Origin of the sequence: Pseudomonas piscis (assembly GCF_009380155.1) — a bacterium.
Classification (GTDB): Bacteria; Pseudomonadota; Gammaproteobacteria; order Pseudomonadales; family Pseudomonadaceae; genus Aquipseudomonas; species Aquipseudomonas piscis.
The window spans coordinates 75,977-101,867 of sequence record NZ_WHUV01000007.1; the positions used below are offsets into that span (position 1 = coordinate 75,977).

Below are 25,891 nucleotides of genomic sequence, written 5' to 3' on the forward strand. Positions count from 1 at the left end.
CGTCACTATAAAGCTTGCCCGGGGGAGATCGCCATCGCCGGCGCAGCCATGCTGGCGCTGGCGGGACGCTGTGCGTGGTACAGGCTCACGTTGCGAAACTCCCAGGGTTCGGCCAGGTCGGGCAGGGTCAGGGCCTTGAGCATTTCCAGGCGCTGGTACAAGGGATGCTGGAAGTCTCTGACCCGAGAATCCGCCACCAGGGCCTGCTGACCACGGCTGAGGAATTCGTCCAGCAACGGCAGGTTGGCGCGGTCGTAGAGCACGTCGGCCACCAGGATCAGGTCGAAGCGATCAGCCTCGCTGAAGAAGTCGGCGCTGTAGCCCAACTCCACCCCATTGAGCTCGGCGTTGGCCCGGCAGGCGGCCAGGGCCAGTGGGTCGAGGTCGCAGGCCACCACCTCCAGCGCTCCGGCCCTGGCTGCGGCAATCGCCGCCACCCCGGAGCCCGCGCCGAAGTCCAGCACGCGCTTGCCCCGCACCCAATGCGGATGCTCGGCCAGGTAGCGAGCCAGGGCCAGGCCACTGGCCCAGCAGAAGCTCCAGTAGGGCGGTTCGTGGAGGATGCGTCGGGTTTCTTCGGGGGTGAAGGCGCGGTCCATGTTGCGATCATCGATCAGCCACAGTCGCAGTTCGGTCTCGGGCAGTTCGCAGGCCACCAGTTGCGCGTCCCCCAGCAGTTCGCCAAGTGCCGCTTGCAGTTCGAGCGGTGGCGTCATGGGGCTTTGACGAATTGCAGTTGGCCCAGGGCCTGGGTGGTGGGTTGGTCGATGCGTTGTGCCGGCAGGTGCAGGATCAACTGCCCGGACTGGCTGGCGCGGCCGCGCAGTTCGACCCTGGCGCCCGCGGGGAAGGCCTCGGGGGCGAAGCGCAGGCGAAACGGCAGGACCCGGTCGGTGCCGGTCAGGTTGCTGCTGGCCAGCAGGCGCTGGGGGCGGCCGCGTTCATCGATTACCAGCAGCGCCAGCTCGACATTGGCCCCCGCTGGTACGCCATTGAGGCTGCCGCTCAACTCCCGCTGGTAGGCCGGCAGGGGGCCGAGGTCCAGAGGTTCCTGGGTGTTCTGCACGGCCTGGGGCTTGGCGGGAGTGTTGGCCGCGGGCTTCGGCGCATCGCTGCTACAGGCGACCAGGAGGCTGACGAGGCTGAGCAAAACGAGCGGTCTGAGGGGCATTTGAAGCTCCAACGAGGCAGATTTCCATGTGCGAAACATAATAGTCGGTCTGTATACCGTAAAGGCTATGGCTTGTCTTGCCAGTGGGATGCGCTACCATGGCCCTCCCTTTTTTTGTTGCCTGCCACCATGCACTGTCCCTTCTGCGGTGCCAACGACACCAAGGTCATCGACTCGCGACTGGTCGCCGAGGGCGAACAGGTCCGTCGCCGGCGTGAATGCCTGGCCTGTGGTGAACGTTTCACCACTTTCGAAACCGCCGAACTGGTGATGCCGCGTCTGATCAAGACCGATGGCAGCCGCCAGCCCTTCGACGAAGACAAGCTGCGCGCGGGTATGCAGCGCGCCCTGGAAAAACGCCCGGTGAGCGTCGAGCGCCTGGAAGCTGCGCTGGCGCACATCAAGCACAAGCTGCGGGCCACCGGCGAGCGCGAGGTCAAGTCGCTGGTCGTGGGTGAGCTGGTGATGGGCGAGCTGCAAAAGCTCGATGAAGTCGCCTATATCCGCTTCGCTTCGGTCTACCGGCGCTTCCAGGACCTCGACGAGTTCCGCGAAGAGATCGATCGCCTCGCCCGCGAGCCGGCCAAGCAATGAGCCAGTCCGCGGAGCAGGCGGTACTCGACGCCCACTACATGGCTCGCGCGCTGGAGCTGGCACGCAAGGGCCGCTACACCACCCATCCCAATCCCCGTGTCGGTTGCGTCATCGTGCGCGACGGCCAGGTGGTGGGCGAGGGCTGGCATGTGCGTGCCGGCGAGCCCCATGCCGAAGTGCATGCACTGCGCGCGGCCGGGGACCTGGCCCGTGGCGCCACCGCCTACGTGACCCTGGAGCCCTGCAGTCATCACGGGCGTACGCCACCGTGCGCCGATGCCCTGGTCGGCGCCGGAGTGGCGCGGGTGGTCGCGGCGATGCAGGACCCCAATCCGCAAGTCGCCGGACGCGGTATGGGACGCCTGGCCGAGGCCGGCATCGTCGTGCATAGCGGAGTGCTGGAGGGCGAGGCGCGGGCGATCAACAAGGGTTTCCTCAAGCGCATGGAGCATGGCCTGCCTTATGTGCGGGTCAAGCTGGCGATGAGCCTCGACGGGCGTACCGCCATGGCCAGCGGCGAAAGCCAATGGATCACCGGCCCTGCCGCACGTTCGGCGGTGCAACGCCTGCGGGCCGAGTCCAGCGTGGTGCTGACTGGCGCCGATACCGTGCTGGCCGATGGTGCCCGGCTGACGGTGCGTGCTGCCGAGCTGGGGCTGGACGCCGAGCAGACGGCCCTGGTCATGGGCCGGCCGCCGCTAAGGGTGCTGGTCGATGGGCGCCTGCGAGTGCCGCTGGATGCGCCGTTCTTCAAGGCGGGGCCGGCCCTGGTGGCGACCTGTGTCGCGGTGGAGGAGCAATATGCCAACGGCCCCGAATGCCTGATCGTGCCCGGTGCCGATGGCCAGGTGGACCTGCGGCGCCTGCTCGAGGAGCTGGCGGCCCGAGGTGTCAACGAAGTGCTGGTGGAAGCCGGGCCGCGCCTGGCCGGGGCCTTTGCCCGCCAGGGGCTGGTGGACGAGTACCAGATCTTCGTCGCCGGCAAGTTCCTTGGCTCCTCGGCCCGGCCCTTGCTCGACTGGCCGCTGGAGCAGATGAGCGAGGCTCCCATGCTCAAGATCATTGAAATGCGCGCGGTTGGCGATGACTGGCGAGTCACTGCCATTCCCGCCCCGTCAGCGAGCGTATAATTCCCGACTTTCGCCTACCCGGCGGCCCTGTTCTCGAGGAGGACTCCATGTTCACCGGCATCATCGAATCCATCGGCAGCATTCGCGCATTGACCCCAAAAGGCGGAGATGTGCGGGTCTATGTAGAAACCGGCAAGCTTGACCTGGCCGACGTCAAGCTGGGCGACAGCATCGCGGTGAACGGCGTCTGCCTGACCGCGGTGGAATTGCCTGGCGACGGTTTCTGGGCCGATGTCAGCCGCGAGACCCTGGACTGCACCGCCTTCAACCAGTTGAAGGCCGGCAGCCGGGTCAACCTGGAGAAGGCCCTGACTCCGACCACTCGCCTGGGTGGCCACCTGGTCAGCGGTCACGTGGATGGCGTCGGCGAGGTGGTGGCGCGGGAGGAGAATGCCCGGGCCATCCAGTTCCGCATCCGTGCGCCCAAGGAGCTGGCCAAGTACATCGCCCACAAGGGTTCGATCACCGTCGACGGCACCAGCCTGACGGTCAACGCAGTGAACGGCGCCGAATTCGAGCTGACCATCGTGCCCCACACATTGGCCGAAACCATCATGGCCGACTACCGGCCAGGCCGTCAGGTCAACCTCGAGGTCGACCTGCTGGCGCGCTACCTGGAGCGCCTGCTGCTGGGCGACAAGGCCGCCGAGGCCACGGGCAGCACCATCACTGAAAGCTTCCTGGCCGCCAACGGCTATCTCAAATCCTGAACCTCAAATTTTGAAAGAAGGGGGGTGCCGAGTGGCGCTCAACAGCATCGAAGAACTGGTCGAAGACATCCGCCAAGGCAAGATGGTCATCCTCATGGATGACGAAGACCGCGAGAACGAAGGCGACGTGATCATGGCCGCCGAGTGCTGCAAGGCCGAACACATCAACTTCATGGCCAAGCACGCCCGTGGCTTGATCTGCATGCCCATGAGCCGCGAGCGTTGCGAGCTGCTCAAGTTGCCATTGATGTCGCCACGCAACGGTAGCGGCTTCGGTACCAAGTTCACCGTGTCCATCGAGGCCACCGAAGGCGTGACCACCGGCATCTCCGCTGCCGACCGCGCGCGCACCGTGCAAGCGGCGGCGGCCAAGGACGCCAAGGCCGAGGACATCGTCAGCCCGGGCCACATCTTCCCGCTGATGGCCCAGCCTGGCGGTACCCTGGCCCGCGCCGGCCACACCGAAGCGGCTTGCGACCTGGCGCGCATGGCCGGTTTCGAGCCTAGCGGGGTGATCTGCGAAGTGATGAACGACGACGGCACCATGTCCCGTCGCGCCGAACTGGAAGCCTTCGCCGCCGAGCACGACATCAAGATCGGCACCATCGCCGACCTGATCCACTATCGGATGATCCACGAACGTACCGTTCAGCGGATTGCCGAGCAGCCCCTGGACAGCGAACTGGGCCAGTTCAACCTGGTGACCTATCGTGATTCCGTGGAGGGCGACGTGCACATGGCCCTGACCCTGGGCGAGATCTGCGCCGAACAGCCGACCCTGGTGCGGGTGCATAACATGGATCCGCTGCGCGACCTGCTGATGGTCAAGCAGCCCGGGCGCTGGAGCCTGCGGGCGGCCATGGCCACCGTGGCCGAGGCCGGTAGCGGCGTGGTGCTGCTGCTGGGCCATCCGCTGGATGGCGACGAGCTGCTGGCGCATATCCGCGAGACCGCCGAGCGCCAGCCGGTGAAGAAACAACCGACCACCTACAGCATCGTCGGTGCCGGTTCGCAGATCCTGCGTGACCTGGGCGTGCGCAAGATGCGCCTGATGAGTGCGCCGATGAAGTTCAACGCGATATCCGGTTTCGACCTGGAAGTTGTAGAATACGTGCCCTCCGAATAAAAGCCGGTCGTTGCCAGCTTGAAATTCGCGGTTCAAACATCACTCAGGAGCGTGTACTAGACACGCTCCAGCTCTTTAAGAGATTTGTCGAATGACCCTGAAGACCATCGAAGGTACCTTCATCGCCCCTAAAGGCCGCTATGCCCTGGTGGTCGGCCGCTTCAACAGCTTCGTCGTCGAAAGCCTGGTCAGCGGCGCGGTTGACGCCCTGGTCCGCCACGGCGTGAGCGAAAGCGACATCACCATCATCCGCGCGCCTGGCGCCTTCGAGATTCCCCTGGTGACCCAGAAGGTCGCGCAGAAGGGCGAGTACGCGGCGATCATCGCCCTGGGCGCGGTCATTCGTGGCGGCACCCCGCACTTCGAATACGTGGCTGGCGAATGCACCAAGGGCCTGGCCCAGGTGTCCATGGAGTTCGGCGTACCAGTGGCCTTCGGCGTACTGACTGTCGACTCGATCGAACAAGCCATCGAGCGTTCCGGCACCAAGGCCGGCAACAAAGGGGCTGAAGCTGCCTTGTCCGCCCTGGAAATGGTCAGCCTGCTGGCGCAGTTGGAGGCCAAGTGATTAGCGACGATAGCGATCGTTTCAACCCGCGCGATCCCAAGCCTGCCAACGCCGGCAAGCCATCCAAGAGCGCCAAGCGTCGCGAAGCCCGCCAGCTCGCGACCCAGGCGCTGTACCAATGGCACATGGCCAAGCACTCGCTGAACGAGATCGAAGCGCAGTTCCGGGTCGACAACGATTTCACCGACATCGACGGTGCTTACTTCCGGGAGATTCTGCACGGAGTCCCGGCCAGCAAGAACGAGATCGACAACGCCCTCGTACCTTGCCTGGACCTGGCCATCGACGAGCTGGACCCTGTGGAGCTGGCGGTCCTGCGCCTGTCCACCTGGGAGCTGCTCAAGCGTGTCGACGTGCCGTACCGCGTGGTGATCAACGAGGGTATCGAGTTGGCCAAGGTCTTCGGCTCCACCGATGGCCACAAGTTCGTCAACGGCGTCCTCGACAAGCTGGCCCCACGCCTGCGTGCAGCAGAAGTGAAGGCGTTCAAGCGCTGATCCGCGCTTGCAGCTGCCATGGGCGAGTTTGAACTGATCCGTAACTTCTTCGCTGCCGCGCCTTGTGCGCAGGGCGGCGAGGGCGTTGCCCTGGGGATCGGCGATGACTGTGCCCTGCTGGCGGTTGCTCCTGGCGAGCAGTTGGCGATTTCCACCGACACCCTGGTGGCGGGCGTGCATTTCGCCGATCCCTGCGAGCCGTTTCTTCTTGGCCAACGCTCCCTGGCGGTGGCCGTCAGCGACCTGGCCGCCATGGGCGCCACGCCGCTGGCCTTCACCCTTGCCCTGACCCTGCCGACGGTGAGCGCCGACTGGCTCGCGGCCTATGCTCGTGGCCTGAATGCCATGGCCCAGGATTGCGCCGTGCGCCTGATCGGTGGCGACACCACCCGCGGCCCACTGACCCTGACCGTCACCGTATTCGGTCGCGTGCCCGCGGGCCAGGCCCTGACCCGCAGCGGTGCCCGGCCCGGCGACTTGCTGTGTGTCGGCGGCCCGCTGGGCAATGCCGCCGGCGCCTTGCCACTGGTGCTGGGCCAGCGCCGTGCCGAGCCCGAGGTGGCCGATCCGCTGCTGGCTCACTATTGGTCGCCGCAGCCACAACTGGCCCTGGGCCAGGCCCTGCGCGGCAAGGCCACGGCGGCCCTGGACATCTCCGATGGGCTGCTCGCCGATTGTGGGCATATCGCCGCCGCCTCCGCAGTGAGGTTGCAGGTGGAGTTGGAGAAGCTGCCCCTGTCCAGGCCCCTGGTTGACTTTCTCGGCCTTGAGGGCGCGCGCGCCGCGGCCTTGAGTGGCGGCGACGACTATGTGCTGGCCTTCACCTTGCCTGCCGCAGAGCTGGCACCGCTGCAGGCAGCCGGCTGGCCGCTGCAGGTGGTGGGGCAGGTGGTGGCCGGGCAGGGCGTGGCGCTGCTGGATGCCGGCGGGCAGGACATCACCCCGGGCATCCGGGGCTACCAACACTTTCCGGAGACACCGTGACAGATCATCCCAAGCAGGTCCCGGCGGAATTCGTACCGCCGTCGGTCTGGCGCAATCCCTGGCACTTCCTCGCCTTCGGTTTCGGTTCGGGCACCATGCCCAAGGCCCCGGGCACCTGGGGTTCGCTGGTTGCGCTACCCTTTATCCCGTTGTGGCAGATGCTGCCGGACTGGGGCTACTGGCTGATGCTCGGTGTCACCATGCTGTTCGGCTTCTGGCTCTGCGGCAAGGTGGCCGACGACCTGCGTGTGCATGACCACGAGGGCATCGTCTGGGACGAAATGGTCGGCATGTGGATCACCCTGTGGCTGGTGCCCGAAGGCTGGCAATGGCTGCTGGCGGGGTTCCTGATGTTCCGCTTCTTCGACATCCTCAAGCCCTGGCCGATTCGCTGGGTCGACCGGCATGTCCACGGCGGCGTCGGCATCATGCTCGATGATATCCTGGCCGGCGTGTTCGCCTGGCTGGCGATGCAGGGGTTGGTGTGGTGCTTGGGCTGAGGGGCAAGGCATGGGTGTCTGTCGCGCGCTGCTGGTCGTACTGGTTGTCTGTAGCTGTGATGCCTTGGCCGGCGAGCCTTCCGTAGCGCCGGGGTTCATCCGGATCGCCAGCGAAGAGTGGAGCCAGTACAGCGAGGCCGATGGCCAGGGACTGTCCTGGGACATCCTGCGGGAGGTGTTCGAGCCCCAGGGAGTGGCGGTGGAACGCCACAGCATGCCCTATACCCGTTCGGTCGGGCTGGTGCAGCGTGGCGAGGTGGATGCCCAGGCCGGCGCCTATCGCAACGAGTCCCCGGGTGTGCTCTATCCGCGCTGGAACTACGACAATGACCACGTCTATGCCTTGGGCCTGGCCAGCAGTCCCGAGCTGACCCTGGCGAGCCTGGGCAACTACCGGCTGGTCTGGGTGCGCGGCTACAAGTACGAGGACTACCTGCCCAATGTCCGTCGCTACAACGAGATCCGCCGCCGGGTCGGCATCCTGCCGATGCTGCTCTACGGCCGTGCCGACTACTACATCGACGGCCAGACCGAGGTCGAGTATGTGCTCGGGCAGGCCGAGGATCCGAGCCGCTTCAGGTGCTCGCACCTGGCGGAGCTGCCGTTGTACCTGGGGTTCGCCGACACGCCCCGGGGCCGCGCCCTGCTGGCCCTGTACGACCAGCGCATGGAGCAGTTGGTGAAGAGTGGCGGCTTGCGGCCCATCTTCCAGCACTGGAAGCAGCCTTATCCCTTTGATGGAAACGCGCGGCCGGCGGTCCGTTGATCAAACTTATCGATCTTTATCCACGATAATTCAGCCTAAGCGCCCAGTGGAGGCTGCTGTTACAATGCCGCCTCTGCGAATCTCCAGTCCCCATACAGATCAGGAGCACAACAGTGCCCGTTGTTTTTGTTGCCGCTTCCAAGCTGCCCACCCCCTTTGCGCAATTCACCATGCACGGTTTCCTCGACGAAGCCACCGGTCGCGAGCACGTGGTGCTCAGCCTGGGCGATATCGCCGACGGCGCGCCGGTGCTCGGTCGCCTGCACTCCGAATGCCTGACCGGCGATGCCCTGTTCAGCCAGCGTTGCGACTGCGGCTCGCAGCTCGAAGCCGCCTTGCGGGCGATTGCCCGTGAAGGTCGCGGGGTACTGCTGTACCTGCGCCAGGAAGGTCGCGGCATCGGCCTGCTGAACAAGATCCGCGCCTATGAGCTGCAGGACGGCGGTGCCGATACCGTGGAGGCCAACGAGCGCCTGGGGTTCGCCGCCGACCAGCGCGACTACGCCATGTGCCTGCCGATGCTCGAGCATCTGGGCGTCAAGGCCCTGCGCCTGATGACCAACAACCCGCGCAAGGTCAAGGCCCTGACCGAGATGGGCATCCAGGTCGCCGAGCGCGTGCCGCTGCACACCGGCCACAACCCGCACAACAAGCTGTACCTGGCGACCAAGGCCAGCAAGCTCGACCATATGATGGGCAACGAGCACCAGGGCGAGGTCGACCGCGCGTGACCCGGGGCCAAGTGAGACGCCGCCTGGCCGTCAGCTGGTGGCAATACCTGGCGTTGGCGCTGCTGCCGCTGTTCGTGCTCAACGCTGTATTTGGCCAGGGCGAGCCGATCCTGCCGGTGCTGGCGATGCCGTTCTTCATCGCCGGGGTGGCGTCGATGTTCGTCAGCCTGCGCTTTTTCGGCGTCTACAAGCACGGCTTGATCGCCACCCAGAAAGCCCTCGATACCCCGGAAGAACCAGCGGCCTGGATCGATCTGGCGGCGCGGCGGCGCACGGCCTTGCTGGTGGCGGCATTGCCGGCCTGGATCGGTGCCCTGGCGGTATTTGTGGGCCTTGAAGCCGTGCCGCTGATGCTCCTGGCCTTGTCCACGGCGGTGTTGTTCTACCTCTACCGCATCCCGCGCCAGCTCGGTTGATGCAGCGTTGGCTGGTCGTCTTGCTGCTGGTTCTGTGCGGCCAGGCGCTGGCCGTCGAGCGGGTCGTCAGCCTGGCGCCATCGCTCTCGGAAATCGTCGTCGAACTGGGCGCCGCCGATCTGCTGGTGGGCGTGCTGGATGCCGGCGAGCGCCCGGCGCCACTCAAGGATCTGCCTTCGGTAGGGCGCTACGGCCAGCTGGACATCGAACGCTTGCTGAGCCTGCGGCCGGACTTGCTGCTGCTCTGGCCGGGCAGTGTCGGCCCGGCCCAGAAGGAGCAATTGGCGCGCCTGGGTATTCCCACCCTGGTTGCCGAACCCCATGACCTTGCGCAACTGACCGCCCAGATCGCCGAGATCGGCCAGCGCCTGGGGCGAGCGCAAGCCGGCCAGGTATTGGCGGCCCAGTTGGACCAGCAGCTTGCGCAACTGCGCCAGCGCTATCGCCGCGAGTCACCCCTACCGGTGTTCTACCAGGTCTGGGATCGTCCGCTGTACACGGTGGGTGGTGGCCAGATCATCAGCGACGCCCTGGCGGTCTGCGGGGCGCGCAATGTATTTGCCGATCAACCGCTGCCGGCGCCCCAGGTCAGTATCGAGGCGGTGCTGCAGCGCAACCCGCAGGCGATCCTGGCTACGGCCCAGGGGCAATTGGATGCCTGGAAGGCCTGGCCGCAGATCGCTGCGGTCGAGCAGGGGCGCTTGTTGCTGGTGACGGACAAGGGCCTGGAGCGGCCCAGCGGGCAGATGGTCGGCGCAGTGGCCAAGCTGTGCGGCTTGATTGCACCCGAGCGCTGAGCAAGCTTTACAGCTCAGGGGTCCAGGTCACGCCGAGCATCCAAGTCCGGCCTTCTTCGCGGTAGCCATAGTTACTGCCCTGGTAGCTGTAGAGCGCCCGTGAGTAGGACTTGTCGAAGACATTGTCGAGCTTCAGGTCCAGCTTGAGCTCCCGGTTGACTGCCCAACTGCTGCGCAGGCCGAACAAGCCATAGCCGCCAAGCCGTGCCTGCTTCTGTTCGAAGCGATTTTCACGGCTGCTGCTCACCAGTTGCCAGCTGGCGCCGAATGCCAGCCGCTCGAACTGACGGTCCAGATCCAGGTTCAGGGTGCGCTTGGCCCGGCGTGCTAGTTGTTCTCCGCTCTGGCGATTGCGTGGATCGATGATGGCGACGCCTGCGCTGGTCTGCCAGCCGAACCATTCCTGTTTCAGGGCCGTTTCCAGGCCATTGATCCGTGCCGAACCGATATTTTCTGGTCGCCGTGCACTGGTGTTGTAGATGATCGCGTCCTTGAGATCGATGCGATAAAGAGAAGCTTCCAGGCGGCTATCTGGGGTCAGTTGGCTACGCCACTGCAGTTCATAGCTCTTGGAGTGTTCTGGCTTGAGCTGTGGGTTGCTGCTGTTTGGGTAATACAGATCCGTGAAGGTCGGAGCCCGAAAGCCTTCGCTGTAGGACAACAGCAGGTCGTTGTCCGGGTTCACCGGCACGGTGAGGCTTCCGCTCCAGGTGTTCTGGCTGCCGAATTGCTGGTTACGGTCGTGGCGCAGGCCCAACTCCGTGGAGAAGTTGTCGCCACGGAAGCGGTGCTGGATGAACGCTGCACGATTCCAGCGGCTGTCCTCGCCGTAGGCCGCGCTGGTATTGAGCCGATCCTCATACCAATCGGCGCCGAGGATCAGGCTGTTGCGTTCGTCCAGACTCAGGTCGTTCTGCCAGTTCAGCGAGTCGCGATAGGTATTGAAGGTGCTGCGTTCCACGGTGAGCTTGTCGCGCTTGGCGTCACGATTCTCGGCATGGCCCAGTTCCAGGCGTGACTTCCAGCTGTCGTTGAGACGGGCGTCGATGAAGCTGCTGATGCTGCTGACCGTGAAATCGGTATAGGGCTGCTGTTGATAGGTATTGTTAGTGGCCATGTCGAAATAGCCGAAAGGGCTGTCGTACTGGCTGCGACCACGGTTATCCAGCAGGTTCAGCCCCACTTCCAGATCGTCGTCGAAGGCATGGCTCAAACTCAGGCTCAACGACTGGTTCCGATAGGCGTCATGGTCGTCGTCGCTGGGGTAGGACTCCCGGGTCGAATCGATCCCGGCGGTTTCATCCAGGCTGGCACCGAGGCTGAAGCGGGTCTGCTGGTCGCCGCCGGATAGCCCCAGGCTGCGTTGCCAGGTCTGGTTGCTGCCAAAGCCCAGGTGCATCCTGCCTTGCAGTCCCTGCTCGGTACCGCGCCGGGTGAAGATCTGGATCACCCCGCCAATGGCGTCGCTGCCGTAGATCGCCGAGCGTGAGCCGCGCAGCACTTCTACGCGTTCGATCTGCTCGACATTGATGAATTGCAGGTTGCTGTCACCGCTGGAGGAGCTACCGATGCGTTGGCCATCCACCAGGACCAGGCTCTGGGACGAATTGGTGCCGCGGATGTAAACACCTGGCAGGCTCGAGCGGCCACCCGTCTGAGCAACCTGCACCCCGGGAACCCGTTGCAGCAGGTCGGTCAGGCTGGTGGGTTGCAGGCGATCGATATCGTCCCGGGTGAACACCGTGTTCGCCGCGCTGCTGTCGTTGCGCGCCTGTACCTGGCGGTTGGCGCTGATCAGGGTGTCCGGCAGTTTCAGGGCCTGATCGCGCTCGGAGGTGTCGGCCAGCAGTTCGCCACCGGACAGCAGGAACAGGGGCAGGGCAAGGCGGGAGAGTTTCATGGCTGCTCCTTTTCGCACGGCGCGGGTTCGGCCGCAGGAGGTGATGGGCCGTGGATGGGGAGAAGCTGGCGCCCGCGTGGCGGGCGCTCAGCATGGGGCGCTACAGCTTACGCCAGGCCCAGCAGTTGCAGGCGTTGGCGGATCGAGGCTTCGATGCCGGCTTCGTCGAGGCCGCACTCGGCGAGCATCTGCGCCGGCTTGGCATGCTCGACGTAGGTGTCCGGCAGGCCCAGGTGCAGGACCTGCTTGAGCAAGCCTTCCTGGGCCAGGAACTCGCTGACCGCACTGCCGGCACCGCCCATGATGGCGTTTTCCTCGATGGTCACCAGCAGCTCGTGGTTACCGGCGATCTCGCGCACCAGGGCTTCGTCCAGCGGCTTGACGAAGCGCATGTCGACCACCGTGGCGTCGAGCCTCTCGGCCACTTTCAACGCTTCGGCCATTTGCACGCCGAATACCAGCAGCGCTACTTGCTTGCCCTGGCGACGGACCAGGCCCTTGCCGATCTCGATCGGTTCCAGGTCCTTGTCGATCGGCGCATTGGGGCCAGTGCCGCGTGGGTAGCGCACCGCTGCCGGACCGTTGTACAGGTGGCCGGTGCTGAGCATCTTGCGCAGTTCGTTCTCGTCACTCGGGGTCATCACCACCATGCCGGGAATGCAGCGCAGGTAGGACAAATCGAAGCTGCCGGCGTGGGTCGGGCCGTCTTCGCCCACCAGGCCGGCGCGGTCGATGGCGAACAGGACGTCGAGGTTCTGCACCGCGACGTCATGCACCAGCTGGTCGTAGCCGCGCTGCAGGAAGGTCGAGTAGATCGCCACCACCGGCTTGGCGCCTTCGCAGGCCATGCCGGCCGCCAGGGTCACCGCGTGCTGCTCGGCAATCGCCACGTCGAAGTAGCGCAGCGGGAAGCGTTCGCTGAAGGTCACCAGGTCCGAGCCTTCCTTCATGGCCGGAGTGATGCCCACCAGGCGCGAATCGGCGGCTGCCATGTCGCACAGCCATTCGCCGAACACGCCGGAATACTTCGGTCCGCCGGCTTTCTTCGGCGCACTGGCCGGAGCGTCCAGGGGCTCGAGCTTGGTGATGGCGTGGTAGCCGATGGGGTCGACTTCTGCCGGGGCGAAGCCCTTGCCCTTCTTGGTCACCACGTGCAGGAACTGCGGGCCCTTGAGGTCGCGCATGTTGCGCAGGGTGGCGATCAGGGTCGGCAGGTCGTGGCCGTCGATCGGGCCGATGTAGTTCCAGCCCAGCTCTTCGAACAAGGTGCCGGGGACCAGCATGCCCTTGGCGTACTCTTCGGTGCGGCGGGCGATTTCCCAGGCGCCGGGCAGGCGCGACAGCACTTTCTTGCTGCCTTCGCGCATGCTGGCGTAGGTACGGCTGGAGAGGATCTTGGCCAGGTAGTTGGACAGGCCGCCGACATTGCGCGAGATCGACATGTCGTTGTCGTTGAGGATCACCAGCATGTTGGCGTCCACTTCCGGCGCGTGGTTCAGGGCCTCGAAGGCCATGCCCGCGGTCAGGGCACCGTCGCCGATCACCGCGATGGCCTTGCGCTCGCTGTTCTGCAGGCGAGCGGCGATGGCCATGCCCAGGGCGGCGCTGATGGAGGTGCTGGAGTGGCCGACGCCGAAGGTGTCGTATTCGCTCTCCGAGCGCCGGGGGAAGGCCGCGAGGCCGTCTTTCTGGCGCAAGGTGCCCATCTGTTCGCGGCGACCGGTGAGGATCTTGTGCGGATACGCCTGGTGGCCCACGTCCCATACCAGCCGGTCGTCCGGGGTATCGAAGACGTAGTGCAGGGCGATGGTCAGCTCGATGACGCCGAGGCCGGCACCGAAATGCCCACCGGTCTGGCCGACCGAATAGAGCAGTTCCAGGCGCAATTCATCGGCCAGGGTTTCCAGCTCGGCTTCGCCTAACCGGCGCAGGCCGTCCGGCGTCTGGGCACGATCGAGCAGCGGTGTGCTCGGGCGTTTGCGGGGAATCTCATGAAACGTCGTGGGCATCAGGCGAATCGTTATAGGTGTAGAAAGAGGCGGCAGTTTACCTTATGCATCGCAAGCTGCCCACGCAGAGCACCGAACTTGGCCGATATGCGGTCCTGTGAACCGCCGTCGGTCAGTTGCGGCGCGCGACGATATACCGGGCCAGTTCGCGCAAGGGTTCGGCTGCTGCGTCAAACGGCCGCAGCGCATGCAGCGCCTGGTCACGCAGTTCCAGGGCATAGGCCTTGGCGGCTTCCAGGCCCAGCAATGCCGGGTAGGTCGGCTTGTCCCGGGCAATGTCGGCGCCCTGGCGCTTGCCCAGGGTCGCGGTATCGCTCTCGACGTCGAGAATGTCGTCCTGGACCTGGAATGCCAGGCCAATGGCCTGGGCATAGGCTTGCAAGGCCTTGAGTTCGTCTTTCTCGGCAAGACCGCTGGCCAGGGCGCCGAGGATGACGCTGGCCTCGATCAGGGCGCCGGTCTTGTGCCGGTGCATGTATTCCAGGGCCTTCTGGTCGAGCTTGAGCCCCACCGAGCCCAGGTCGATGGCCTGGCCGCCGACCATGCCCGCCGGGCCTGCGGCCTGGGCCAGGGTCGTGACCATGCGCAGGCGGATCTCGGCGTTGGCGTCGCTCAGGCGCGGGTCCAGCAGGGCACTGAAGGCCAGGCTCTGCAGGCCGTCGCCGGCGAGGATCGCGCAGGCTTCATCGAAAGCCTTGTGGGTAGTGGGCTGGCCGCGACGCAGATCGTCATCGTCCATCGCTGGCAGGTCGTCGTGCACCAGGGAGTAGGCGTGGATCAGCTCCACCGCGCAGGCCGCGCCGTTGGCCTGTTCCGGCTTGCCGCCCAGGGCTTCGCAGGCGGCGTAGGCCAGCAGTGGGCGGACGCGCTTGCCGCCATTCATCACGCTGTAGCGCATGGCCTCATAGAGGCGGGCCAACTCGGGGCTGGGGGCGTTGAACAGCGACTGTAGCGCCGCGTCGACGCGGGCCTGGCTGCTGGCCTGGTAGGTGGCGATCATTCTGGCTGTTCCGCATCGAAGGGCTGTTCCGCCAGCTCGCCATCGCGCTCCAGCAGTACCTGTACCTTCTGTTCGGCCTGGGCCAGGGCCGCCTGGCAATCACGGGTCAGGCCGATACCCTGTTCGAAGGCGGTCAACGAGTCTTCCAGCGACAGCTCGCCGTTCTCCAGACGCTCGACCAGGGTTTGCAGGTCGGCGAGGGATTGTTCGAAATCTAAGGCAGCTTTTTTGCGGGCCATGGCGGCTATCCCGGGTGACGTTAAACCGGCGCGACACTAGCAGACAGCGGGTTTTCGGGCAAATGAGAAGCGCCCGCTGAAGCTCTGGATCGCCAGTGCGCGTGCCATCAAAATCCGCCGGGGATCATCTGCGTTAAACCTTGATGAAACTTGTTGGCGGTGGCGCAACGGCAGCATAGACAGCAATGAGCGGGAGGGGCGCAGGACCTGCGGAATTGCTCCTGGCCTGCGGGCGGTGATATCACCGTAATGGCACGAACGGCGCGGCCTCCAGGCCGATGCCTACTCCCTCGCAAAATCCCTTTTCCCCAATTGTGCAACACACGGCAAATCGATAATCTGCGCCCTTTCAACGCCCTATTATCGTCGGGCGACCTTCCGAATGTTTCGCAGCCGCGCCGAGGATCTGGCGCCAGGGTTTTCCCATGCATGGCAGGACGCAATACATGCGCGCTCTATCCTTCCTCTTGTTGACCCTGCTGGTGTCCGCTGGTGCACGGGCCGAACCTTCGGCCGAATTGCAGGAGCCCCTGGGCGGCTGGCGCTATTCCGGCTTGCTCGACCGCACCGAACAGGACCGCGTGGCCTACCCGACACCGCCCATCGATCGTGGCATCCAGCGCAACCGCACCATGATCGAAGGCCAGCTCAAGGCCATTGGTCATTTGCGCCAGCCCCACAGCCTGTCGGTCAACGGTAACCCGCTCAATCTCTACACCGACGAACAAGGGCGCTTCGGCCGGCCCTACGCCTTCGGTGCCGGTTCCAACAGCGTCGAAGTGCGCAGCTCCGAGGGCAAGTCGCTCAAGCGCGTGCAGTTCTACGAGTCCAACCCGAACAAGACCCCGCCGCGTATCCGCGTGGTGCTCGGCTGGGACGATCCCAAGGCCGAGCTGGACATGCATATCATCACGCCCGACGGCCAGCATGCGTTCTTCGGCCATCCGGGCCTGACCAATGGCGGCGGCCTGGACCCGGACGGGGTCGACGGCCCGGGGCCGGAGATGTTCACCATGACCGCGCCGCTGCGCGGTACCTACCTGATCTACGTCAACTACTGGGGCAACTTCGGCAGTGGCGGCTACAACTTCGATGAACGCAGCAACCAGAACGAAGTGATCACCTCGCAGATCAATCTGATCCTTAACGAAAACACCGTCGATGAGAAACGCGAGACCTTCATCGTGCCCATGCGGGCCATCGGCGACCTGTTGCTGGTCAAGTCTTTCAACTATTGAACATCCCGCACCACGGATGAATTGGGCTTTGTGAATCATGAGCGAAAACACAGCATCCCCGGCGGCCGGCGTCCCCGGTAGCGAACAACCCGGCAGCCAGCGGCGCTGGCCGGCCCTGGTCATGGGCCTGTGCCTGGCGGCGGCCGTCGCCACTGGCGTGGGCTGCAAGCCCAAGACCTCGGTGGCCGAGCTGCCCGGCGACAAGCTGGGCCTGAGTCGCCCCGATGGCTTGCTGGAGACCCACTCCCTGGCGCAGTTGCCCAAGGACTTGCTGGCGGTGCCGTTCCTGCGTGAAACCCTGACCGAAGACTTCGTCTTCTATTACCAGACCCATGCCGACCGCCTGGGCCTGATCGGCAGCCTGCGGCGGATCATCTACGAGCATGACCTGAAGCTGCAGGACAACCTGATCGAGCAACTGCTCGACCAGCCGGCGGACATCGCCCTGTGGCGCGGCGTCGATGGCCGGCTCAAGGACTTCCTGCTGGTGATGGACCGTGGCGGCCTGGCCAAGCTGCTCGAGCCCCTGGCCAAGGCTGCCCTGGATGACAGCCAGTTGAGCAAGCTGGCCGAGCTCAAGGTCGGCGGCGATGCGGTAACCCTGTATCAGCTGAATTTCAACGCCAACAAGTCCCTGGCCTTCGCCTCCCACGGCGACAAGCTGGTGGTTCTGTCCAATCCGACCCAGCTGTATGACCTGGCCTCTGGCGTCAGCGACGTGCACGGTGCGGTCTCCACCAAGGCCCTGGAAGCGCTGCTCAACGGCGACAAGCTGTTCCCCGAGGCCTTTGGCCTGGAGGCGCGCAAACCCGAGGTGCAGCAGCGCCTGGCGGTCAACTCCAGCGTCCTGGCCATGGGTTACCAGCGCTTCATCCCCAACTTCGCCGGCCTGCGCTTCGACATGGACGACAAGGGCTGGCACAGCTACCTGGCCATGGAAGAACAAGAGGACCAGCCGGACTTCGACTTCAAGCCGATCTGGCAGGCCATGCCCATGGGCGCCAGCGCCTGCGTGGCGCTGCCCCTGGCGGCGCAGCAGCAGAAGCCGCTGCTGGTCAAGCTCGGCGCCGAGGAGTCGGTGGCCCAGGCCCTGACCGAACACATGTCCGGCAGCGCCGGGCTCTGCTGGTACGCCGACTCGCGGCTGTACACGCCGCTGCTGGTAGCTAGCCTCAAGGACAAGGACAGCGCCAAGCTCGACGCCGACCTGGGCAAGTTGTTCGGCTCCATGGTGGGTTCCCGCGAGAGCAAGGTGGCGCAGCGGATCTTCCCGGTGGTCGAGCAGCAGGACGGCAACGTGCACCAGTGGCAGCGCCAGGTCAGCTCGAACTTCGGGCCGTATCCGGCCAAGCAGGCCAAGGACCCGCAGGCCATTACCGGCCGCGCCTTCATGCAGGTCAGCCTGGCCCGCCATGGTTCGACCCTGGTGTTCTCCCTGGATGACAAGCTGGTGGGCAAGGCCCTGGGCACCCTGGACAAGCGCTTCCCACCCCTGGCCGACGTGGCGCCGAAGAACGCCATGATGCCGATCTACCTGGGACCGCAGTCCCTGGCCCAACTGATCCAGCAGGAAACCTTCGACAGCCTGCCCCAGGACATGGAGCCGGTGTTCAACAACGCCGCGCAGACCTACCTGGTGCCGAAGCTGCGCACCCTCGGTGGTTATGGCAAGTACGCCCTGACCCTGCCTGAGGGCAGCGAGCCCAACGGCCATTGGCAGTGGCTGCCGCTGCAATGGCAAGCGCTGTGAGAGCCTTGCGCCACGGCTTGAGCAGCCTTGGCCTGCTGGCCCTGTTGCTCAGCAGCGCAGTGGGCGCGACCACGGCCGCGCCGCTGGACGTGCAGCAGTCCCAGGTGTTTCGCGCCTGGTTCGTGCGCATCGCCCAGGAGCAGCTGAGCCAGGGCCCGAGCCCGCGCTGGTATCAGCAGGACTGCGCGGGGCTGGTGCGCTTCGCCGCCAATGAAGCACTCAAGACCCATGACAGCAAATGGCTGCGGGCCAATGGTTTGTCCAATCGCTACCTGCCCCCGGAGCTGCAACTGAGCGAAGGCCAGCGCGCCCTGGCCCAGCAGTGGCAGCAGGGCGGCGGCAAGGTCGGTCCCTACGTCAATGCGATCAAGCTGATCCAGTTCAACAGCCATCTGGTGAGCCGCGACCTGGGCCAGGCGCGCCCCGGCGACCTGTTGTTCTTCGACCAGGGCGACGACCAGCACTTGATGATCTGGATGGGCCGCAACATCGCCTATCACACCGGCACCACCACCCCTACCGATAACGGCATGCGCTCGGCCAGCGTGCAGCAACTGATGACATGGAAGGACACCCGATGGATACCCGACCCCGCCAACCCCAACTTCATCGGCATCTATCGGCTGAACTTCCTCACCCAATGAGCGAATCGCGTATGTCCCGTTTTCTGTTCCGCTTGACCCTGGCCTTGACCCTGGTGGCCCCCGTGGCCCTGGTCAACGCCGAAGACTCCGTGCCCGCCAGCGATTACGCGGCAGTCGCCGGGGAGAGTTTCTTCCTGCTGTCCGACAGCAGTTTTGCCAGCGACGAGCAGGCCATGGTGCGCCTCGAGGCGCCGGGGCGTGATTACCGGCGCTTTCGCATGGAGCCCTATGGCGGCGCGGATATCCGGGTCTACCGGATCAACCAGCCGCTGGACTTCCTCAAGCGCCAGAAAAACCTGCACCGAGTGGTCAGCGATGGCCAGTTCAAGGGCGAGGGGCTGTCCAACACCCTGGCCTACTTGTGGGACAACTGGTATCGCAAGTCGCGCCGGGTGATGCAGCGCGCCTTCTCCTATGAGTCGCGCAAGCAGGTAACCGAAGAGGTTCCGGAGCTGAAGGTCGGCAACTCGTTGCTGGCACCGACACCCTATGACGCCCAGCCGCAGTTCGGCCTGGTCCCGGGCTTGCCGCTGGTGACCCAGTTCCGCTACCCGCTGTGGCAGGCCAAGCCGATCCAGCCGCCAGCCGGGGTCAACCTGGCCGGGTCCTCCAGTGACTTCATCAACGTCGCACCGGGCAACGTCTACATTCCCCTTGGGCAGTTGAAGCCAGGCCTTTACCTGGTCGAAGCCCTGGTGGGCAAGTACCGCGCCACCACCATGGTGTTCGTCTCCAATACCGTAGCGGTGAGCAAGGTCGCCGGTGACGAGCTGCTGGTCTGGGCGGCGGGCAAGCACGAAGGCAACTCGGTACCCAAGGTCAACGTGCTGTGGACCGACGGCCTGGGCGTGATGAACAGCGGTGCCACCGATGAGCAGGGCCTGGTGCGCTTGAAACACGTCAGCCCCGAGCGCTCCTATGTGATCGGCGAGGACCAGGAAGGCGGGGTGTTCGTCTCCGAGAACTTCTACTACGACAGCGAAATCTACGACACCAAGCTCTATGCCTTCACTGATCGGCCGCTGTACCGCCCGGGCGACTGGGTCTCGCTGAAGGTCGTCGGGCGTGAGTTCAAGAATGCCCGGGACTCGGTGCTGCCCGGTGCCGGTACGGTGAATGTCAGCGTATTGGATGCTGCGGGCACCGCCCTGCAGAACCTGACCCTGAACCTGGATTCCAAGTCCGGCACCCAGGGGCGTTTCCAGCTCCCGGAAAATGCCCTGGCGGGCGGTTATGAACTGCGCCTGCGCTACAAGGACCAGGTCTACAGCAGCGCCTTTCGCGTAGCCGAGTACATCAAGCCGCACTTCGAGATCGCCCTGAGCCTGGCCAAGCCGGACTTCAAGACCGGCGAGGCGGTGAAGGGCAACCTGGTACTGCTCTATCCCGATGGCAAGCCGGTGGCCAACGCACGCCTGCAACTGAGCCTGCGGTCCCAGCAGCTGTCTATGGTGGACAACGAGTTGCAGTACATGGGCCAGTTCCCGGTGGAACTGACCAGCACCGAGCTGACCACCGATTCCAAGGGCAGTGCCAGCCTCGACCTGCCGGCGGCGGACAAGCCCAGCCGCTACATGCTCACCGTATTCGCCAGTGACGGCGCGGCCTATCGGGTCAAGACCACCAAGGAAATCCTCATCGAGCGTGGCGCCGCGAGCTTCAGCCTCAGCGCCCCGCAACGCTTCAGCGCGGTGGGCGACAAGGTGCAGTTCAGCTACGCCAACCAGAACACCAGCGAGCAGAGCAAGAGCGTCTTGCCCAGCCGCTACAGCTGGGTGCGCATGGAAGACCAGAGCACTGGCGAAGGCAAGCTGGCCGTCGGCGACAGCGGTTTTGTCCTGGCCTTCGAACGTCCCGGTACCTACAACCTGACCCTGCGCGATGAGCATGACCGGGTCGTGGGCGGCACGAGCCATTCGGTCACCGGCGAAGGGGTCAAGGCCGTGCCGGGTACCGTGGAGATCGTCCTCGACAAGCCCGAGTACAAAGCTGGCGACGAAGCCCTGGCGCTGATCACCTTCCCCGAGCCGATCAACGATGCGCTGCTGTCGCTGGAGCGTGACAAGGTCGAGGCCACCGCCTTGCTGTCCCAGGGGGGCGATTGGCTGAAAGTGGAAAAACTCAGCCCGACCCAGTACCGCGCCCGGGTGCAGGTCAAGGACAGCTTCGCGCCGAACCTGACCTTCTCCGTGCTCTACACCAAGGGTGGCGAATACAGCTTCCAGAACGCCGGGATCAAGGTGCTGACGCCGCAGATCGATGTGGCCATCCAGACCGACAAGGAAAAATACCAGCCGGGTGACACCGTCACCGTGGACCTGTCCACGCAGTTCGCCGGCAAGCCGGTACCGGCCCACCTGACGGTCAGCGTGGTGGACGAGATGGTCTATGCCCTGCAGCCGGAAGTGGCGCCGAGCATCGACCAGTTCTTCTACCATCCGCGGCGCAACAACGTGCGCACCAGCGCCAGCCTGTCGTTCATCAGCTACGACGTAGCCCTGCCGGGCAGCCCGACGGCGCCAGGCAAGGCCAACCGTAGCGAGCGTGGGGTCAAGGTGCTGGAGCGTCCGCGCCGTGAAGACGTCGACACCGCTGCCTGGCAGCCGGAGTTGGTCACCGACGGCAGCGGCAAGGCGCGCTTCACCTTCCGCATGCCCGACTCGCTGACCCGCTGGCGCATCACCGCCCGGGCCATCGCCGAGGATGGCCAGGTTGGCCAGAAGAAGCAGTTCGTGCGGTCCGAGAAGGCCCTGTACCTGAAGTGGAGCGGCCCGACCCGCTTCCGCAGCGGCGACAAGCCGGACCTTGGGGTCTTTGCGTTCAACCAGTCCGAGCAGCCGGTCAAGGCAGAACTGGTGGTGCATTACGCCGGTGAGTCCCAGCGCTTGCCGTTGACCCTCAACAGCGGCATCAACTATGTGGCCCTGCCGGCCATCGCTCCGGGCAATGGCGAGTGGAGCGCCGAGCTGGTGCAGGGCGGCAAGACCATGGACACCCTGGCCGTGCGCCTGGCCAGCAACGGAGCTGGCTGGCAGACCGTGCAGACCCAGAGCCTGGACGTGGTCACCAACAGCACGCCACTGGGCTTGCCGGCCGATGCCGGGGAGATTCGCCTGCGCCTGGACGACAGCCCGCAAGCGCTGTTCCGCGCCGCCCTGGATGACCTGCTGGAATACCCCTACGGTGGTGTCGAGCAGACCGCCAGCCAGCTGTTGCCGCTGAGCGTCGCCTATCCGGCCCTGGCCAGCAATCCGCAGGTGCGTGATCGCTTGCGCCTGATGATGCAGAACAGTCGCTTGCGCCTGGTGCACATGGCCGGGCCGGAAGCGGCATTCACCTGGTGGGGCGAGGACGCCGATCCGGATGCCTTCCTCACCGCCTACGCCTATTACGCCGACTGGAACGCCAGCAAGGTGATGGACCTGAACCTGCCGCCGGAGCATTGGCAGCGAGTGCTTGAGGTCTATGCCAAGCAGGCCGGCAATACGCCGTTGCTGCAACGTGCGCTGATCCTGTCCTTCGCCCGCGAGATGAAGCTGCCGATCAATACCCTGGTCAGCGGCCTGATGGACGACCTGGCCAAGGCCGGCTCGGGACCGCAAGCCAGCATGCAGGACGACAGCGGCGACAGCCTGGTGATGGACAGCCCGGATTCGGCCCTGGGCCTGGCCAGTGCCCGGGTGCTGGCTGCGGCCCTGGCGCGGGACGCCAAGGTCACGCCACCGCCGGCGTTCGTCACCCAGCTGGAAGCGGCGCAACAGCAGATGGAAATCAGCTCCCAGCCCTTCGCCCAGGCCTTGAGCCTGTCGCTCAAGCCGTTCGACCAGGGCGCGACGCGCGCCTTGCTGCAACGGCTGCTGCCGTCGCAGTCGACCCTGGAACGGGCTCTGGCCTTGACCTGGCTGCAACGTAGCGTGGCCCAGTCGGCGCCGGCTACGAACCTCAACCCGGGGCAAGGCTGGCAACAGCGCCAGGGCGCCAGCGGCGAAAGCTACTGGCAATGGCAAGGCCCGCAGGTTCCTGCGGTGTTGACCCTGGACTCGGTGCCGGAGCGCCCGCTACGGGCCTCGGTGAGCTACCTGAGCAAGCAGGAAGCCGGCACGCCGGCACCGGTGAATATCACTCGCCGCCTGCTGCGCCTGGTACCGGGGGACGAAGCCTTCACCTTCAAGCTGGAGCCGGTGGGCAACAAGCCGATCGCCAGCGACGGCCTGTACCTGGATGAAGTGATCATCGCCAACGAAGGCAAGCGCCCGCTGCTGTACGGCATGCTGGATGTGCCGTTGCCGCCGGGCGCCGATGTCGAGCGCACCACCTGGGGTATCAAGCTGGCCGGTCCTGCGGGCAGTGAGGCCGCGTCGCTGGAGAAGGCCCGTGCCGAACCGGGGCAGATGAGCTACCGCGTGCCCCTGGATGCGCTGAACGACAGCAGCGAAGTGCGCCTGCGCCATCTGGTCCGCTTCTCCCAGAAGGGCCAGTTCAACTTGCCGCCGGCACGTTTCTACCAGGTCTATGCACCTGAGCATCAGGCCCAGGAGCGTACTCCGGCCTTGGGCCAGGTTTCGGTCAAGTAACATGCTGCGACGTTGGACCTGGCTGTGTTTGTGTTTGCTTCCTGGGCTGGCGACGGCCCAGGACGAACCTCTGCGCCTGGCCTGGAAAACCGCACCGGACAGCGAGCTGGTGAGCCTCTCCAGGACCCAGGTGCTGGCCCGCGAGCCGTTGCCCGAGGACTTGCAAGCGCCCCTGGGCAGCGTCTGGAAACTCTTCGTCTACGCCTGGCTGGCGGACACCGGCGCCCAGGAACCGGCCTATGCCTGCCAGGGCAAGTCCAAGGAAGAGGTGTACTGCTGCACGGTCGGTAACAGCATCGCCCGTGACCAGGCCCTGGTGCGTTCCTGCGGCCTGTACTTCGAGCCTGCGCGCCTCAAGGTGTCGGCCAGTGACTGGCGCAGTTACTGGCAGGCGCGCCAGGCCCCGGGCTGGCTACAGGATCTGCAGCAGCTGCAGCCACAGACTCGGGTTCCGGTGGCTGAACTGCTGCAAGTCCTGGCCAGCTTGCCGGCCCGGGATACCGCGCGCCGGGTATTGCTGGACGTGGTACTCAACGCCGGGGATGGCACGGTGGTGGGGGCGCTCGGTGGGCGGCTGCGGGTCAAGACCTGGAGTTGGCTGGCCGAGCGCGATCCGCAATCGCGCCAGGGCGGTTTCGCCGGTTGGCTGACGGACGGCACGCCGTTGTGGGTCGGTGGCCGCGGCACTAGCCAGCGGGTCCTCAAGGAGCATGCCCAGGCCCTGGATCAGTTGTTGCCGGTCAACATGCCGCTGGACAAGGGCCGCTGCGTCGAGGTCAGCCTGTTTTCCCGCTATCCGCTCAAGGGCGTCAGCCAGAATGGCCAACCTGCCAGGCCCGGTGCCCTGCAAGGGGATTACCGCGTGGCGTTCGCCAATGGCAACCAGTTGGATATCCACAGCGCTGGCGAGTTGTTCCTGCAACAGGAAGGTGCCGCGCAACGTTTGGTGGCGCGCCTGGATCGCGAAGAATACGTGGCCCGGGTGCTGCAACGCGAAGCCAGCAGCGAGCCACGGGAGGCGGCCAAGGCCCTGGCCGTGGCGATCCGTACCTACCTGTTGCAGAACGCCGCTCGCAGCGGCGAGTGCCTGAGCATCGACGACAGCAGCAGCCGCCAGCGAGTCGCGCCGCGTCCGGCCACTGCCGAGACCCGGGCCATTGCCGCCTGGACTGGCGACCTGGTGCTGGCTGGAACCCAGGTCACCTATCACTCCGATCTGCAGGCGCCAGACAAGTTGTCCTGGCAACAGGCGGTGGAGCAGGCCGGTTCAGGCCAGCGCTACGACGCTATCCTGCTGCACGCCTATCCGCGTGCCAGCCTCAGCCGTTGGGACAATCCGGTGGCCTCCTGCGAACCCCTGCCGGCGGCCCAGGACTGGCTGCTGAAACAACGGCGGCGCTGGCGCCAGCCGCTGGAGCAGGAGGTCGGTTACAACGAAGTCAGTCAATTCGCGGTGTGCCGCCTGGGCTTCGGCCGGCCTTACGTCGATCGCGAGCGACAACGCATCTACGTACGTGGCGTGCTGTCCCTGCAGGACCGCCTCGACCTGACCCACGAATACCTGCACCTGGCCTTCGAAGCCCATCCCAATGGCCAGGATGAAAACTACATCGAAGGGCTCGCCCGTCATCTCTTACTGGAATAGGTCATGAAATTTCCTGCTTCCCCGGTGCTCCTGTTCCTTTGTGGAATGTTCAGCCTGCCTGTGGCCCTGGCCGACAGCGGCATCCAGCTCGACACTCCCAAAGGTGGTTGGCGTACCCGCGCCGACGACGGCGAACAGTATCGCCAGAGCGTCAACTACCCGGCTTCTTCGGTTAACACTCCACAAGGCCAGGCCGATACTGCGCGCATCCGTGGGCAGATCAAGGGGGCGCCCAAGTCTTCGCAGCCGGGCAAGCTGATCGTCAATGGCGTCAGCATGCCGCTCAAGGTGGACGAAGACGGCGGCTTCGACCGGCCCTATTCGTTCCCCAACGGCAGTAACAGCGTCGAGGTGCGCAGCCCCGACGGCCAGCAGCGCAAGCGTGTGCAGTTCCTCAACACCGGCGGTGGCGTCACGCCGCCCAAGCTGCGGGTGCTGTTGTCCTGGGACAGCGACAACACCGACCTGGACCTGCACCTGGTGACTCCGGATGGCGCCCATATCTGGTACGGCGATCGAGTGGCTCCCAATGGCGCGGCCCTGGACGTCGATGTGACCACCGGCTACGGGCCGGAGATCTTCTCCATGCCGGTACCGCTCAAGGGCCAGTACCTGGTGTATGTGAACTACTACGGTGGCGGCTATCGCACCGACGACGACGGTGACGGCGGCCAGGATAACGCCGTGCAGCCCCTGACCACCGCCCAGGTCACGGTGATCACCGAGGAAGGCACGCCGGACGAGAAGAGCGAGTCGTTCATCGTGCCGATGCGCGCCCCTGGCGAACTGACCCTGGTACGCAGCTTCAGTTATCCGTGATCGGCGCCGGTCAACGGCTCATGGGTTTATTGCCCTGAGACAATACCGGCGCCCGGCGTTTGCCTTGCAATGAATCACCATTC

General features: G+C 65.2%; 24 protein-coding genes. 18 read left to right on the forward strand and 6 right to left on the reverse strand.

Annotation, left to right across the window (positions count from 1 at the left end):
* Positions 1-5 precede the first annotated feature (5 nt).
* Together GDH07_RS29240 and GDH07_RS29245 are read right to left on the reverse strand one after the other, a co-directional pair.
* On the reverse strand, positions 6-716 hold the full coding sequence (locus GDH07_RS29240) for a class I SAM-dependent methyltransferase (protein ID WP_022641277.1): 711 nt from the start codon (positions 714-716) through the stop codon (positions 6-8).
* Positions 713-1,171, reverse strand: a complete 459-nt coding sequence (locus GDH07_RS29245; protein WP_031320604.1) for a hypothetical protein — start codon at positions 1,169-1,171, stop codon at positions 713-715. Before GDH07_RS29245 ends, GDH07_RS29240 begins: the two co-directional genes overlap by 4 nt.
* A 129-nt stretch (positions 1,172-1,300) precedes the next feature.
* Between GDH07_RS29245 and nrdR the strand changes: the two genes are divergently transcribed.
* The 12 genes from nrdR to GDH07_RS29305 all read left to right on the forward strand — a co-directional run bounded on the left by nrdR (position 1,301) and on the right by GDH07_RS29305 (position 9,990).
* A complete protein-coding gene (nrdR, locus tag GDH07_RS29250) occupies positions 1,301-1,765 on the forward strand; it encodes a transcriptional regulator NrdR (protein WP_031320603.1) in 465 nt (154 codons plus the stop codon).
* Positions 1,762-2,895 (forward strand): bifunctional diaminohydroxyphosphoribosylaminopyrimidine deaminase/5-amino-6-(5-phosphoribosylamino)uracil reductase RibD, encoded by a 1,134-nt coding sequence (gene ribD / locus GDH07_RS29255; RefSeq protein WP_152899595.1) that lies wholly within the window; start codon positions 1,762-1,764, stop codon positions 2,893-2,895. The genes nrdR and ribD overlap by 4 nt, the downstream gene beginning before the upstream one ends.
* A gap of 47 nt (positions 2,896-2,942) precedes the next feature.
* On the forward strand, positions 2,943-3,605 hold the full coding sequence (locus GDH07_RS29260; RefSeq protein WP_103325198.1) for a riboflavin synthase: 663 nt from the start codon (positions 2,943-2,945) through the stop codon (positions 3,603-3,605).
* 31 nt (positions 3,606-3,636) lie between these two features.
* Complete coding sequence (ribBA, locus tag GDH07_RS29265; RefSeq protein WP_022641272.1) at positions 3,637-4,731, forward strand: bifunctional 3,4-dihydroxy-2-butanone-4-phosphate synthase/GTP cyclohydrolase II; 1,095 nt, start codon at positions 3,637-3,639, stop codon at positions 4,729-4,731.
* Between the two features lie 91 nt (positions 4,732-4,822).
* On the forward strand, positions 4,823-5,299 hold the full coding sequence (gene ribH, locus GDH07_RS29270) for a 6,7-dimethyl-8-ribityllumazine synthase (protein WP_022641271.1): 477 nt from the start codon (positions 4,823-4,825) through the stop codon (positions 5,297-5,299).
* The gene (nusB, locus tag GDH07_RS29275) at positions 5,296-5,796 is read left to right on the forward strand and encodes a transcription antitermination factor NusB (protein ID WP_022641270.1); all 501 of its coding nucleotides are present in this window, start codon (positions 5,296-5,298) and stop codon (positions 5,794-5,796) included. The genes ribH and nusB overlap by 4 nt, the downstream gene beginning before the upstream one ends.
* 18 nt (positions 5,797-5,814) lie before the next feature.
* A complete protein-coding gene (thiL, locus tag GDH07_RS29280) occupies positions 5,815-6,780 on the forward strand; it encodes a thiamine-phosphate kinase (RefSeq protein ID WP_022641269.1) in 966 nt (321 codons plus the stop codon).
* On the forward strand, positions 6,777-7,280 hold the full coding sequence (locus tag GDH07_RS29285; RefSeq protein ID WP_022641268.1) for a phosphatidylglycerophosphatase A family protein: 504 nt from the start codon (positions 6,777-6,779) through the stop codon (positions 7,278-7,280). The genes thiL and GDH07_RS29285 overlap by 4 nt, the downstream gene beginning before the upstream one ends.
* 10 nt (positions 7,281-7,290) lie before the next feature.
* Complete coding sequence (locus GDH07_RS29290) at positions 7,291-8,046, forward strand: substrate-binding periplasmic protein (RefSeq protein ID WP_152899597.1); 756 nt, start codon at positions 7,291-7,293, stop codon at positions 8,044-8,046.
* Positions 8,047-8,159: 113 nt separating this feature from the next.
* Positions 8,160-8,777, forward strand: a complete 618-nt coding sequence (gene ribA / locus GDH07_RS29295; RefSeq protein ID WP_022641266.1) for a GTP cyclohydrolase II — start codon at positions 8,160-8,162, stop codon at positions 8,775-8,777.
* The gene (locus tag GDH07_RS29300) at positions 8,774-9,193 is read left to right on the forward strand and encodes an MFS transporter (protein WP_343038356.1); all 420 of its coding nucleotides are present in this window, start codon (positions 8,774-8,776) and stop codon (positions 9,191-9,193) included. Before ribA ends, GDH07_RS29300 begins: the two co-directional genes overlap by 4 nt.
* Positions 9,193-9,990, forward strand: coding sequence for a cobalamin-binding protein (locus GDH07_RS29305; protein ID WP_152899599.1), 798 nt, complete (start codon positions 9,193-9,195; stop codon positions 9,988-9,990). The genes GDH07_RS29300 and GDH07_RS29305 overlap by 1 nt, the downstream gene beginning before the upstream one ends.
* A gap of 7 nt (positions 9,991-9,997) precedes the next feature.
* On the opposite strand, the gene GDH07_RS29310 is transcribed toward GDH07_RS29305, so the two are convergent.
* The 4 genes from GDH07_RS29310 to GDH07_RS29325 form a co-directional block, all read right to left on the reverse strand.
* On the reverse strand, positions 9,998-11,890 hold the full coding sequence (locus GDH07_RS29310; protein WP_152899600.1) for a TonB-dependent receptor domain-containing protein: 1,893 nt from the start codon (positions 11,888-11,890) through the stop codon (positions 9,998-10,000).
* 107 nt (positions 11,891-11,997) lie between these two features.
* Positions 11,998-13,899, reverse strand: coding sequence for a 1-deoxy-D-xylulose-5-phosphate synthase (gene dxs / locus GDH07_RS29315; protein WP_022641262.1), 1,902 nt, complete (start codon positions 13,897-13,899; stop codon positions 11,998-12,000).
* Between the two features lie 112 nt (positions 13,900-14,011).
* Positions 14,012-14,899 carry a polyprenyl synthetase family protein gene (locus GDH07_RS29320; protein WP_022641261.1) on the reverse strand — a complete coding sequence of 296 codons (888 nt, stop codon included), beginning with the start codon at positions 14,897-14,899 and terminating at the stop codon, positions 14,012-14,014.
* Complete coding sequence (locus GDH07_RS29325; RefSeq protein ID WP_022641260.1) at positions 14,896-15,138, reverse strand: exodeoxyribonuclease VII small subunit; 243 nt, start codon at positions 15,136-15,138, stop codon at positions 14,896-14,898. The genes GDH07_RS29320 and GDH07_RS29325 overlap by 4 nt, the downstream gene beginning before the upstream one ends.
* Before the next feature lie 446 nt (positions 15,139-15,584).
* On the opposite strand from GDH07_RS29325, the gene GDH07_RS29330 reads away from it, so the two are divergent.
* From GDH07_RS29330 to GDH07_RS29355, 6 genes are read left to right on the forward strand one after another with little or no spacing between them, the layout of a single operon-like run.
* On the forward strand, positions 15,585-16,376 hold the full coding sequence (locus GDH07_RS29330; RefSeq protein ID WP_022641259.1) for a YfaP family protein: 792 nt from the start codon (positions 15,585-15,587) through the stop codon (positions 16,374-16,376).
* A gap of 37 nt (positions 16,377-16,413) precedes the next feature.
* A complete protein-coding gene (locus tag GDH07_RS29335) occupies positions 16,414-18,126 on the forward strand; it encodes a DUF2138 domain-containing protein (protein WP_152899601.1) in 1,713 nt (570 codons plus the stop codon).
* On the forward strand, positions 18,111-18,770 hold the full coding sequence (locus GDH07_RS29340; RefSeq protein ID WP_031320602.1) for a DUF1175 domain-containing protein: 660 nt from the start codon (positions 18,111-18,113) through the stop codon (positions 18,768-18,770). The genes GDH07_RS29335 and GDH07_RS29340 overlap by 16 nt, the downstream gene beginning before the upstream one ends.
* Positions 18,767-23,344 carry an alpha-2-macroglobulin family protein gene (locus tag GDH07_RS29345; protein WP_152899602.1) on the forward strand — a complete coding sequence of 1,526 codons (4,578 nt, stop codon included), beginning with the start codon at positions 18,767-18,769 and terminating at the stop codon, positions 23,342-23,344. The genes GDH07_RS29340 and GDH07_RS29345 overlap by 4 nt, the downstream gene beginning before the upstream one ends.
* Before the next feature lies 1 nt (position 23,345).
* On the forward strand, positions 23,346-24,989 hold the full coding sequence (locus GDH07_RS29350) for a DUF2300 domain-containing protein (RefSeq protein WP_152899603.1): 1,644 nt from the start codon (positions 23,346-23,348) through the stop codon (positions 24,987-24,989).
* Positions 24,990-24,992: 3 nt separating this feature from the next.
* Positions 24,993-25,808 carry a YfaP family protein gene (locus GDH07_RS29355; protein WP_022641254.1) on the forward strand — a complete coding sequence of 272 codons (816 nt, stop codon included), beginning with the start codon at positions 24,993-24,995 and terminating at the stop codon, positions 25,806-25,808.
* The last annotated feature ends 83 nt before the right edge of the window (positions 25,809-25,891 follow it).

What these genes read in the sequence shown, in the direction of transcription:
- ribH (WP_022641271.1), top strand. Translation starts at nt 4,823, where the DNA reads ATGACCCTGAAGACCATCGAAGGTACCTTCATCGCCCCTAAAGGCCGC.
- GDH07_RS29305 (WP_152899599.1), top strand. Translation starts at nt 9,193, where the DNA reads ATGCAGCGTTGGCTGGTCGTCTTGCTGCTGGTTCTGTGCGGCCAGGCG.
- GDH07_RS29240 (WP_022641277.1), bottom strand. Translation starts at nt 716, where the DNA reads ATGACGCCACCGCTCGAACTGCAAGCGGCACTTGGCGAACTGCTGGGG.
- ribD (WP_152899595.1), top strand. Translation starts at nt 1,762, where the DNA reads ATGAGCCAGTCCGCGGAGCAGGCGGTACTCGACGCCCACTACATGGCT.
- GDH07_RS29325 (WP_022641260.1), bottom strand. Translation starts at nt 15,138, where the DNA reads ATGGCCCGCAAAAAAGCTGCCTTAGATTTCGAACAATCCCTCGCCGAC.
- GDH07_RS29320 (WP_022641261.1), bottom strand. Translation starts at nt 14,899, where the DNA reads ATGATCGCCACCTACCAGGCCAGCAGCCAGGCCCGCGTCGACGCGGCG.
- GDH07_RS29355 (WP_022641254.1), top strand. Translation starts at nt 24,993, where the DNA reads ATGAAATTTCCTGCTTCCCCGGTGCTCCTGTTCCTTTGTGGAATGTTC.
- GDH07_RS29340 (WP_031320602.1), top strand. Translation starts at nt 18,111, where the DNA reads ATGGCAAGCGCTGTGAGAGCCTTGCGCCACGGCTTGAGCAGCCTTGGC.
- GDH07_RS29335 (WP_152899601.1), top strand. Translation starts at nt 16,414, where the DNA reads ATGAGCGAAAACACAGCATCCCCGGCGGCCGGCGTCCCCGGTAGCGAA.
- GDH07_RS29245 (WP_031320604.1), bottom strand. Translation starts at nt 1,171, where the DNA reads ATGCCCCTCAGACCGCTCGTTTTGCTCAGCCTCGTCAGCCTCCTGGTC.
- thiL (WP_022641269.1), top strand. Translation starts at nt 5,815, where the DNA reads ATGGGCGAGTTTGAACTGATCCGTAACTTCTTCGCTGCCGCGCCTTGT.
- dxs (WP_022641262.1), bottom strand. Translation starts at nt 13,899, where the DNA reads ATGCCCACGACGTTTCATGAGATTCCCCGCAAACGCCCGAGCACACCG.
- GDH07_RS29330 (WP_022641259.1), top strand. Translation starts at nt 15,585, where the DNA reads ATGCGCGCTCTATCCTTCCTCTTGTTGACCCTGCTGGTGTCCGCTGGT.
- GDH07_RS29350 (WP_152899603.1), top strand. Translation starts at nt 23,346, where the DNA reads ATGCTGCGACGTTGGACCTGGCTGTGTTTGTGTTTGCTTCCTGGGCTG.
- GDH07_RS29345 (WP_152899602.1), top strand. Translation starts at nt 18,767, where the DNA reads ATGAGCGAATCGCGTATGTCCCGTTTTCTGTTCCGCTTGACCCTGGCC.
- GDH07_RS29260 (WP_103325198.1), top strand. Translation starts at nt 2,943, where the DNA reads ATGTTCACCGGCATCATCGAATCCATCGGCAGCATTCGCGCATTGACC.
- GDH07_RS29310 (WP_152899600.1), bottom strand. Translation starts at nt 11,890, where the DNA reads ATGAAACTCTCCCGCCTTGCCCTGCCCCTGTTCCTGCTGTCCGGTGGC.
- GDH07_RS29290 (WP_152899597.1), top strand. Translation starts at nt 7,291, where the DNA reads ATGGGTGTCTGTCGCGCGCTGCTGGTCGTACTGGTTGTCTGTAGCTGT.
- nrdR (WP_031320603.1), top strand. Translation starts at nt 1,301, where the DNA reads ATGCACTGTCCCTTCTGCGGTGCCAACGACACCAAGGTCATCGACTCG.